Consider the following 10,069-nt stretch of genomic DNA (forward strand, 5'->3'; position numbering starts at 1 on the left):
AGGCAAGATCGATCGGATTTTATCGACCCGATCGCCAGAAACTCAGCTAGATAGCAGAATCTCACTCGCTGCCATCTCTAGCCTGTCACAACTAGGGTTTCGTATTGACGCACGCGGCTCCATTCACCAGTGTTTGACAAGCAAGGCGGTAGTTTGCAGGTTTTTTGGCTAATTTACGGTTCTCAAAATCAGTTCGGGGAGAGAGATTTTCCATCCCTTCCGCAATTTCGACCACGCACATGCCACATTGACCGTAGCCGCCACAGTTCATCAGTTTACCTTTGAAGGTATAGATGTCAATCTGGTTTTGAACTGCCTTCTCGCGCAGATTTGCCCCCTGTGCGACGATAATCTCCTTGTTCTCTTTGATAAATTTAATCGCACTCATCTCTATACCCTCAAAAATAATTTAGACCCTATTAAGAATTATTAAGAGCTTTGGCAGTTTTGCCAAGGGGGTAAATGTAGGGATTAGGGGATAGGCTGGAGGGTAAAGGGTAAAGGGTAAAAGAAATTAAAGATCTATCCCCACCCACTCTCCCCCTCTCCCAACTCCCAACTCCCAACTCCCAACTCCCAACTCCTCCCTCCTACTGAAGAACTAATGTTGCCGTGCGGAGATCGGAGAGCGAACGGTTGTAATTAATAATTGCGGTGATGCGATTGCCGCGCGCGCGTGCGAGTTGGGTTTGGGCTTGAATGACATCAGTTTGAGTTCCTACACCAGCTTGAAAGCGCAGACGTGCGAGTTTGAGACTTTCTTCGGCTTGGCGGAGAGCTTGAGTAGATGTGGCAATATTTTTTTGATTGGAGCCGAGCGTAGAAAATGCTTGTTCGACTTCAAACCGAACTTGATTGCGGGTCGTTGTAAACTGGTTCTCAAAAATTTGCTGGCTGATTCGTTGGTTGTTGACACCAGCTCCAGAAGCACCACCATCCAAGAAGCTCCAACTCAACTGTACTCCTACACTGTAATTATCTTGAGCGGGAGCAGAAGTTGAGATGCTTTTGTTAACACCATATCTACCAAACAGATTGACCTGAGCTGAGTCCCCTGCTGCCGCAATAATCTGTTGTTGTTCGCTGATCCGGCGCAGCGATATCTGCTGTCTGAGTTCGGGACGATTTTTGAATGCTAATACCACGCTATCTTCTAGTGAATACGGCCAAGTACCAGACTCTCGAACGGGATCGGTGGCGGTAAATTCGGTATTGTTATCGACGACGAGAATTTGGGCGATCCGTTTGCGAGCGGTTTGTTGTTGTGCTTGGGCGTTGGTGAGGTCTTGATTGGCGGTGGCAAGTTGGACTTGGGCGGTGAGGATATCAAATCTCGTTCCGACACCAGCTCGCTCTTGGAGTTGAGCGTCGGTCAAACTGCGGGTGGCATCTGCAACTGCCGCTTGATTGATAATCACGGACGAATCGGCTGCTTGCAAATCGTAATATGCTGTCAGTACCTGCCCGCGCACCAGTTGTTCGATCCGCACCAAATCGAGCCTATCGAATTGGACTTGTTCTTCGGCAGCTCTGACGCTACTCTCGTTGCGACCCGCACTGAAAATACTGTAAGTGGCTTGGAGTGTTCCATCGACATTGCTAGCACTATTGGTGCCAGATGGGTTTGGGTCGCCGATAATTAGCGGTGAGCCTTGATTTTGGAGGTTGCCGAGCAATTGAAGTTGCAAGGCTTGAGCGGCTCTAGCTTGGTCGATTCCCGTTCGCGATCGATCGACTGTTAAGCGAGCGGCTTGGATTTGACGATTATTTCTAAAGGCGATATCGATCGCTTCTTGTAAGGTAATCGATCTGCGCCCGGTAATTTGAACTTCATTACCCGTTTTGGGCAGATTGAGATTGTTGATGAGATTGGGAATGGGAGCTGAAGAGGCAGGCGCGGGTTTGGGTGGAGCGGCAGGTTGAGGTGTTGGCGGAGTGGGTGGATTTTGGGCGATGAGTGTAGTTAGTTTGCCGTTTTGAGCACCCCCTGCCACATCTAAAGATCGAGCTGCTGCTGTTTCCATCTGCCCCAAGCTACCCAAACTCAGCACGACGATCGTACAAATCGTGCGAAGTCCAACTTTAGTCTGACGATGCTTCATTAGCAAGACTCGACCGATCGGGTTAGGGATAGTACGATCGTGGTTGTTTGACATGTGGATTGATTCGATCGAAGTTAGCATACGCGATGATTTTATAAAAATGGCTTTAAAGATCTGGATATTTATACACTACAGCTATCTGAAAGAAACTACGCAAACGAATTATTCAGACACAAACCACTAGCATTAACTATTTGCCCCCAATCTATTTTCCCCTAATTTTTCTAGAAAATTATCAATTCCGTCAACGGGCACGAGCGGAACCTGTAATTTTGCGGCTAATTCATCGATCGTCACATCGTCGAGAAATTTGGCTTCATCGTGTTTGAGCATGACGCTGGGGATTAGGACTCGATCGCCTAAATCTCTCCCCGGTAACTCATTCATGAGATCTTGCCCTGTTAATAGCCCGGTAACTGTCATCTGTTGACCCCAATATTGGCTGGCGATCGCCACTAAGTTGACTGTTAGACCTGGAATGGCATTCAACCGATCGACGATGGGTTGGAAGGCATTTTCGACGGCATTGCCGACGACCCAGGTACAGGTGTGAGGCGGATCGATTTCGGTCACCTCCCATTCAGCTATTTCTTCGGCAAATTCATCGAGGAAGCGACGAATCGAGCCGACGCCATTTCCTAACTGGGGATAGTCTTCGTAATAATCGCTAGGCGGAAGTTCTACCCCGGCAATTAAATACCATTCATCAGCTAACCAGACGAAAGTGGAGCCAAATTGTTGCTGAAATTCTTGCTGTAAGGCTTCGACTTGCGCGATGACAACGCTAGCAATTTCGGGGGTAACGGGGGCAAGTTCGGTGAGGTTGGGACGAAACCGCGTCAAGCCTACAGGAACGACGGCAACTGACGCTACTGCTGGCGAATCGCCTTGATGGAAACTAGCCAGATCCCGGATGGTACGATCGAGATGTTTACCGTCATTTATTCCCGGACATAATACTACTTGAGCGTGAATTTCGAGCCGATGGGATTGAAACCATTCAAGCTGTTTCATTATCTCGCCCGCCCGCTGATTTTTGAGCAGTTGCGATCGAATTTCTGGCTCGGTAGCATGAACGGACACGTACAGCGGCGAGAGTCGCATCTGGGCGATCCGATCCCATTCTTTGGTCGTGAGATTGGTTAAAGTTAAATAGCTGCCATACAAGAAACTCAAGCGATAATCATCATCTTTTAAATACAAAGATTCGCGCTTGCCCGGAGGTTGTTGATCGATAAAACAGAAGGGGCATTTATTATTGCACTGAATCAAACCATCGAATAAAGCTGTCTCAAACTCTAGTCCCAAATCTTCGTCATAATCTTTCTCGATCTCGATCTGATGCGACTTACCCTTGACATCTAATACTTCTAAATCTAGAACTTCATCCGAGCATAAAAATTGATAATCGATTAAATCGCGCGGTTTTTGACCGTTAATTTTTACCAATCGATCGCCTGGAGTAAATCCAACTTCTGCCGCGATCGAATCGGGAATAACTCCAGTAATTATGGCCGGACGGATCGCTGTTTCGCTCATGAGTTGGGAGTTGGGAGTTGGGAGAGTGGGGGAGAGTGGGTGGATAGATCTTTTATTTCCTTTGCCCTAAAGCCTAAGACCTAAAGCCTAAAGCCTATTCTCTATGTCCGCGACCAGAGGGTTTCTGGCGATCGGGATTGACTGGGGGTGGTGGTAAAATTTCAGCTAGGACTTGAGTACCAACAATTTTAACAGGATAGACAGCTAAAGATTTGGTTGCGGGGCCGTTTAAAACTTCTCCTGTCGCGTCAAAACTCGAACCATGGCAGGGACAAACATATTTTTTATCTGCCACTACCCATTTGACATCGCAACCTTGATGAGTACATTTGGGATTGACAGCAACTAATTTTTGAGAATAAGTGTAAACCTGTCTGACAACTGCGACTTCTTTGGTTTGGAGATAACCGTTTTTATCTAAATCGCTGACAGAACCCACAAGGGTTAAGTTTTGAGGCTTTTGCTGGACGATGGGTTTGGGGGTATCTTTGTCGTCTGTCTTGAGGCGATCGTTAGTTGGGGTTTGTGCCATCGATTTCTGCGGAGTGCAGGCAGCTAGAACGATCGGGAAATAACTAGCGAACCAGCCAATACTAAAATAGGCAAGAAACGAACGACGTTTAAGCATGATTTTTACGGGTAAGTGGACTTTAAGTCATGCGCTTTCATTTTAACGATTTTTAGTAGCCGAATGGATATATTTTTAACTTACTTTTTGTAAATCTGGTGCTTTAGCCAATCTGCCATCTTCCATATAAATAATGCGATCGGCAACATCTAAAATGCGATTGTCGTGAGTTACTAATAAAATTGTACAATCTTGTTCTTTAGCTAATTTGTGCATTAAATCCACTACGTCGCGCCCCGATTGTTTGTCTAGTGCCGCAGTTGGTTCGTCTGCTAGCAAAATTTTAGGTTGACTGACAAGGGCACGCGCGATCGCGACTCGTTGTTTTTGTCCGCCTGATAAGTTCTCTGGTAGATAATTTACGCGATCGCCCAATCCCACCAATTCCAACATTTCAATCGATCTTTGATTCATTTCTGCCACTGAAATGTCTGGGTGTAATTCTAAACCCATTTTGACATTTTGCAGGGCGGTTAAACTTTCATGTAAATTGTGAGCTTGAAAAATATAGCCATGATGGCGACGTGAGATCGTCAGTTGTTTTGCCGATGCTCCACATAATTCTGTTCCTAATACTTTAAGACTGCCAGATTGTGCCGATCGCAATCCACCGCACATAGTCAATAGTGTCGTTTTACCAGAACCCGATGGCCCCGTCATTATCACAATTTCACCTATGTTTATTTCCAGATTAATATCAAACAATACTTGCTTGCGTAGAGCACCTTTTCCAAAGTAATGGTCGAGGTTATTAATATAAATAACTGGTTCTATCATGAGCATTAGTTATCAATTATCAATTATCAATTATCTCAAAACATATCAGCAGGATCGGCAGCTTGAACTTTGCTTGTGGCAACTGCACCAGAAAGCATACACATTATCAGAGTACCTGCGAGTACCTGAGCTGCTCTAAAAACAGTCATGGCGATCGGTAAATTGGTAGCCCCACCAACAACTGTATAAAGTCCGAGCGATACGATTAAACCTGGAATAAAACCCACTACTGCTAAAATTAATGCCTCTTCAAATACGATACCAAGCAAATAAGTATTGCTGTAGCCCATCGCCTTAAAAGTAGCATATTCTCTGAGGTGAGAATTAACATCAGTTGATAAAACTTGATAGACAATAATTACCCCGACAATAAAGCCCATGATGGCACCAAGGTTGAAAATCGGCCCAATTGGTGTTTGCTGTTGCCAATATCCCTGCTCAAAAGCAATATATTCCTCCTTTGTCAGCACCTTGATATCTTGTCTGGGTAAATAAGCTTTTAACTGTTGGACTACTTGGGTAGGATCGTAACCTGGGTTTAGCGTCAGTAGCCCTACATTGATATTTCCTGACGATTGTCGAGAAAACAATCGTAAATAATTATCTTCACTCGTCATCAAATGTCCATCGGCTGAAAATGAAGAGCCAATCGAAAATAAGCCATTAACAGACACAGTGCGGCGTTCGATCTCGGTAGTCACCGCTTTACCATCATCGACGCTCTCCACGACTTTTTCATAAGCACCGATCGCCTTTCGATCGAATAATAATACATCCGACTGCTTGATTTTATCTAATTGACTATTAACTTCAGGTAAATTAAAAATTGGTCGATCGGGATTAAATCCGACAATAATGAGATTTTTTTTATCGCGAGTTTGGGGATTTTTCCAAGTCACCAGATTAACATACATCGGCTCTGCCGATTTTACCCCCGTTATATCCATCGCTTGGTATAGTCTACGACGGGGAAATGTAGACATTGCTCCAATATTTAATGCTTGGGGACTGATAATAAATACATCTGCTGTTAATTTTGAGTGCAATATGACAGCACTATCAAACAGGGCACCTTGAAAGCCCAATTGCATTAACATTAACAAGTCTGCAAATGCCACGCCGGAGATTGCCACTGCAAATCGGCTTTTATGTTGAGTCAGTTGGAGCCAGCCTAGTGGAGTTCTGCGAGTGAGATTTTGGATGATTTTTAGCATACTACTAGCAGTTGCTCGATTTTAGATAATTATCGATCGATTAGATTTTGATTTTGATAACGTGACATGGATAAGATCGGCAGTAAATTATCGGGAGTTAAGATCGATTACTGCTTGAATTTGTAAGTTAGTAAACTTAGCAGCTTTTTGGCTTGACTCTGGATCTAAGACTGCATGAACTTCCACGACTCGATCGTCAATATTAGTAGTCGGATCGGCATTGATGACATTTTGACGCTTGACTTGAATACCGACTCGTTCGATCGCGCCTTGCAATTCACCAGATAGAGAATTACTGGTGATTTTTACTTTCTGCCCAACTCGAATCTTATTAATATCACTTTGATAAACTTCTACCACGCCATACATCTGACTAGTTCTACCAAGATCGGCGATCCCACTACTGCCAACTACTTCCCCTGGACGAGCGAAAATTTCTAAGATTTGACCATCTTGGGGCGACTTAATATAAGCTTGAGTGAGATTTTCTTCGGCGCGTTTTAAAGATGCGATCGCACTTTTGACATCTACTTCAGCGGACATGATATCTACCGGACGGACTTCAGCAATTTTATCGAGCGTAAATTGACTTTCTTTAATCTGCTGTTGTGTTGATGTCTCGATCTTTTGCAAATTAGCTTTTGCTTCAACAATCTGTTGTTGTCCTGATGCTTGAATCCGGCGCAGATTAGCTTGAGCCTCGGCTAGTTGTTGCTTCCCAGAAGATTCAATCCTTCTTAAATTTGCTTGAGCCTGATTTACTTTCTGCTGTGCTGTCTGCAAAGTTAATCGCTTACTATCACCGCTAGATGCCGAAACCGCTCCCTGTCGAGTCAGAGCAGCATAACGCTTATCCTCAGATCGAGCGTTGACAAGTCCAGCCTGAGCTTCGGCAATGGCTCCGATTTGGGCTTCGATCTGAGTAGCTGTTTCGGCTTTGACTCTGGCAATTGTGGCTTGCTGGGCTTCGATTTGAGTGGCTGTTTCCGCTACTACTCTGGCAAGTGTCGCTTGCTGGGCTGCGATTCCCGTTCCTCGTTCGGCTTGCAGCCTGCCAATTGTAGCTTGTTGGGCATTGATTTCGCCCTGCTTGGCTCCAGCTTTGACTTTTACCAGACTTGCTTGGGCGACACTCACTTTAGCTCTGGCTTCATTTACCGCTGCTTGCAAGCGTCCCTGACTATCCAAGATCGCGATTAACTGTCCCGCTTTGACTGTCGCGCCTTCCTCTACCAATAGTTTCTCGATTTTTACGCCTTCTACTGATGTCGGTGCAGATAGCTTGATGACTTCCCCTTTGGGTGCCAATTTCCCCAATGCTGTCACGGTTGTAGGCGCGACGACTGCTGTTAATTGCTGTTGTTTGGCTGCTGCGGCTGTTTGCTGTTGTTGGTTGATGTAGATGGGAATGCCGATACCCAGCAATGCCATCGCTCCCAAGATTAGCCGCACTCGCCAACCAGCCTTCCACCAAGGCAATCCATCCGATTTTTGCAACATCCTCTTTTGCTCCGAATTGACTAAACCGTTTAGTAATTTAGCAGGTGGTTTGAGTGTACCTTGACTAAACCGTTTAGTCAAGTAAATAAAAAACAGTGTTTCGCTGCTTAGAATAGAATGTGGTGGAGAGTTATTAAAGGTCAGGTTGAGGCAGGCGAGAGATTTGGACGCAGAACACAACAGGGAAAAAGTAGCGCAAATACTGCAAGGAGCGATGCAGGAGTTTTTGGCGCGCGGCTATGCAGGTACAAGTATGGAAAAAGTCGCTGCTGCTGCTGGTGTATCAAAGCCGACAGTTTACAGCTATTTCAAAGATAAAGGAGTATTATTTCAGGCTTTAATTGAAAACCTAGCAGAGAAAAAATTTAGCTCGACTTTTGGGAGCGAACCACTTGCTGGGGATCCAAAAGTTGTGTTGCGAAATATAGCTGAAGTAACTTTTAAAAATTTTGAAGATGAAGAATTTAGTTGTTTTATGCGGACGATTATTGGTGAATCAGGACGCTTTCCAGAATTAGCGAAAACATGTGTCACCAATCTCTTTAAGCCGATTAATGATGTAGTTGTTGAATATATTATTTCACATCCAGAGTTGAAAATATCCGATCCCGAAGCAGCAACCTCATTATTTATCGGAACGCTGGTTTATTATCACATATCACAAAATATTTTACATACCAGAGAAGTGATGCCGATCGAGCGATCGCGAGTAGTTGATAACTTGATGGAAATGATGTTGAAATCGATCGAGCAGTAAATCATCGACTCGATCTGTTTTAACAAAATCGAGATAGCGATTGACCGTAGTCAGCATAATTATAACTAAAATCTAAATTTCACCTTGGTTTACCGGAATCAGCAAACATCTGCGACAACACAATACCTGTTGTAACTCAACGCTGAATACCGATGCCAACTCAGAACAATTATGATAGATGAGAAGAACTCTTGCGATCGATAGTCTGCGTGCATCAAAATTTAACTCCCACCCATCCGATCTCGACGCCATTAGTAGGTACGGTAATTGCCGTTCAAGCCAATTTCTGCCAGGTGCAGATCGATCCGGTTACCGAGGCGGTAGGGGGAAAACTCATCTTGTGTACCCGCCGCGCGCGGCTCCAGAAAATTGGTGTCAGTGCGATTGTCGGCGATCGCGTGACGATCGATGAAGTGGATTGGCAAGGCGAACGGGGTGTAGTTGTCGATGTATTTCCCCGCCATAGTTTACTCGATCGACCGCCTGTCGCCAATGCCGATCGGATCTTGCTGGTATTCGCTCTGGCCGAGCCAGCCCTCGATCCGTTTTTGTTGAGCAAATTTCTCGTCAAGGCAGAATCGACAGGCTTACAGGTCAGCCTATGCCTGAATAAGAGTGATTTAGTCACCGAGATCCAGCGACAGGAATGGTGCGACAGGTTGAGTGCTTGGGGCTATCAGCCGATCGTCATTAGCGTCGAAACTGGAGTCGGCGTCAAAGAGTTGCAACTCGAACTCGATCGTCAAATTACCGTATTTGCCGGACATTCTGGGGTGGGCAAATCTAGCCTCACCAACGCCTTAATTCCCGATTCAAATATTCGCGTAGCGACTGTCTCTGGCAAACTCAGTCGGGGACGACATACTACCCGCCACGTTCAATTATTTACGATGCCCACAGGTGGTTTAATTGCCGATACTCCTGGTTTCAATCAACCCGATATCGCCTGTACGCCGACAGAATTACCTAGATATTTTCCCGAAATTCGGCAGCGATTGGCGATCGCGCATTGTCAATTTAGTGACTGTACCCACCGCGACGAACCAAATTGTGTCGTGCGGGGAGATTGGGAACGGTACGCTCATTATCTAGAATTTCTGGCTGACTCGATCGCCTGGGAACAGCAAGTGCAATCTCAACCCAAACTGGAAAATAGTTTAAAACAAAAAAGCGGGGTTGGTAAAAAACAATACGAGCCAAAATTAGACTCAAAATATCGTCAGATTTCGCGTCATACTCTCATTCAATCGATCGATGAACTGACTGAAGAATTAGATGATGATTAAATTAATTGATAATTGATAATTGATAACTGGGTTGTTAATATGGCGATTTAAATCGATCGCCCAGTTACGGCACCGATTCACTGTAGATACTGCGGCAAACCATCAGTTATCGGTATTTGCACGATCTCTGGTACCTCATATTTAAAACCTTTGTGTAAATTCCCCTTTGTAAGTAGAGTGGCTAGCTTGTCACCATAGCAAAGCTGCAACGCTAGTTCTTAGTATTCAACCGCCCTGAAATGAATTTCGGGGCGGTAGAATACTAA

At 45.0% G+C, this 10,069-nt stretch carries 9 protein-coding genes; 2 read left to right on the forward strand and 7 right to left on the reverse strand.

The genetic code is table 11. From position 1 onward, the window contains the following. Positions 1-91 precede the first annotated feature (91 nt). The 7 genes from C7B77_RS15185 to C7B77_RS15215 form a co-directional block, all read right to left on the reverse strand. Positions 92-388 carry a 2Fe-2S iron-sulfur cluster-binding protein gene (locus C7B77_RS15185; protein WP_106306337.1) on the reverse strand — a complete coding sequence of 99 codons (297 nt, stop codon included), beginning with the start codon at positions 386-388 and terminating at the stop codon, positions 92-94. A gap of 202 nt (positions 389-590) precedes the next feature. Continuing rightward, complete coding sequence (locus tag C7B77_RS15190; protein WP_245894213.1) at positions 591-2,156, reverse strand: TolC family protein; 1,566 nt, start codon at positions 2,154-2,156, stop codon at positions 591-593. Positions 2,157-2,288: 132 nt separating this feature from the next. Continuing rightward, the gene (locus C7B77_RS15195) at positions 2,289-3,641 is read right to left on the reverse strand and encodes a TIGR03279 family radical SAM protein (RefSeq protein ID WP_106306343.1); all 1,353 of its coding nucleotides are present in this window, start codon (positions 3,639-3,641) and stop codon (positions 2,289-2,291) included. Positions 3,642-3,735: 94 nt separating this feature from the next. Further along, positions 3,736-4,269 (reverse strand): QcrA and Rieske domain-containing protein, encoded by a 534-nt coding sequence (locus tag C7B77_RS15200; RefSeq protein WP_106306346.1) that lies wholly within the window; start codon positions 4,267-4,269, stop codon positions 3,736-3,738. A gap of 75 nt (positions 4,270-4,344) precedes the next feature. Continuing rightward, a complete protein-coding gene (locus C7B77_RS15205) occupies positions 4,345-5,052 on the reverse strand; it encodes an ATP-binding cassette domain-containing protein (protein WP_181243874.1) in 708 nt (235 codons plus the stop codon). A 29-nt stretch (positions 5,053-5,081) separates the two neighbouring features. After that, on the reverse strand, positions 5,082-6,260 hold the full coding sequence (devC, locus tag C7B77_RS15210; protein ID WP_106306349.1) for an ABC transporter permease DevC: 1,179 nt from the start codon (positions 6,258-6,260) through the stop codon (positions 5,082-5,084). Between the two features lie 87 nt (positions 6,261-6,347). Continuing rightward, on the reverse strand, positions 6,348-7,760 hold the full coding sequence (locus tag C7B77_RS15215; protein WP_106306352.1) for a biotin/lipoyl-binding protein: 1,413 nt from the start codon (positions 7,758-7,760) through the stop codon (positions 6,348-6,350). A gap of 163 nt (positions 7,761-7,923) precedes the next feature. On the opposite strand from C7B77_RS15215, the gene C7B77_RS15220 reads away from it, so the two are divergent. Together C7B77_RS15220 and rsgA are read left to right on the forward strand one after the other, a co-directional pair. Continuing rightward, positions 7,924-8,517 carry a TetR/AcrR family transcriptional regulator gene (locus C7B77_RS15220; protein WP_106306355.1) on the forward strand — a complete coding sequence of 198 codons (594 nt, stop codon included), beginning with the start codon at positions 7,924-7,926 and terminating at the stop codon, positions 8,515-8,517. A gap of 209 nt (positions 8,518-8,726) precedes the next feature. Continuing rightward, positions 8,727-9,803: a small ribosomal subunit biogenesis GTPase RsgA gene (gene rsgA, locus C7B77_RS15225; protein ID WP_106306359.1), complete on the forward strand. Its 1,077-nt coding sequence runs from the start codon at positions 8,727-8,729 to the stop codon at positions 9,801-9,803. The last annotated feature ends 266 nt before the right edge of the window (positions 9,804-10,069 follow it).

The sequence above is a fragment of the Chamaesiphon polymorphus CCALA 037 genome (assembly GCF_003003845.1).
Taxonomy (GTDB): Bacteria; Cyanobacteriota; Cyanobacteriia; order Cyanobacteriales; family Chamaesiphonaceae; genus Chamaesiphon; species Chamaesiphon polymorphus.